The organism is Oleiphilus sp. HI0117 (genome assembly GCF_001635235.1).
Genome location: NZ_LWGA01000005.1, coordinates 1 through 766, shown reverse-complemented (window position 1 = coordinate 766; position 766 = coordinate 1). Strand labels below are relative to the sequence as shown.

2 protein-coding genes are annotated in these 766 nt (G+C 44.4%); one reads left to right on the top strand and one right to left on the bottom strand.

Features of this window, described 5'->3' with window-relative positions:
• Positions 1-320 (top strand): hypothetical protein (locus tag A3757_RS00355; RefSeq protein ID WP_231878172.1); only part of this gene is annotated, 320 nt, incomplete at its 5' end.
• Between the two features lie 5 nt (positions 321-325).
• Here A3757_RS00355 and A3757_RS00350 read toward each other — a convergent pair.
• A partial coding sequence (locus tag A3757_RS00350; protein ID WP_197469598.1) for a M23 family metallopeptidase occupies positions 326-766 on the bottom strand: 441 nt, incomplete at its 5' end.

Genomic DNA, 766 nt, shown 5'->3' with positions numbered 1-766 from the left:
GCGCTGATAGAGCGCTGAAAATGAAGCGTTTTATACGTAAACAGAAAGGCGCAGCCCCAAGTAAGGATGCATTAAAAAGCTTAGAGGGCGAGATAAAAAAGATTGTTAAGCGCAAGCTGGATTTGTATCCAGGCCTAGACACCGAGTTAGTGAGAGCCGAGGCGCTTATTCAGTCCCAGGATAGTTTTGAAATTAAAGTCTACTTCAAAGACAAGGAAGAAGAAGCGAAGCAAGAACAAGCAAAATATACGATTACTCGCTTAAATGAAGAAATGGCAACTCGAGAGCTCAGCGATCTAAGTAAGCTAGGAATCAAGTAAATATTTTAATGCCCAGTTGGAAGCAACCACATGCCCTGCTCAGGTTTAAGTGGGCTTCCTTTTTGCATTAGTTTGAAAGGTAGAGACTTGCTCCGCCCCTTGTCATTTTTACGTATAACAAAATGTAGGTGTGGGCCTGTGGAGTAACCCGTGTTCCCTGAGAGCGCCAAGATTTGACCTGCCTTAACTTTATCCCCAGCTTTCACTCGTATACTGCCCAAGAGTAAATGTGCATACACCGCATAAGTTCCATCATCGTGAAGAACTCTTACGACATTCGCTTTATCAATAAAAAAAGGGCTTGAAACGCCAGCTGAGGCGTAGTCATCTTTTGTCGAAATAACGACTCCACCGCGCGCTGCGCTAATCTGGGTTCCTACTGTCATACCAATATCGATTGCATATAGGCTTGGTTGCGAATTGTGGCTAAAGCGGCCCTTGAAGCT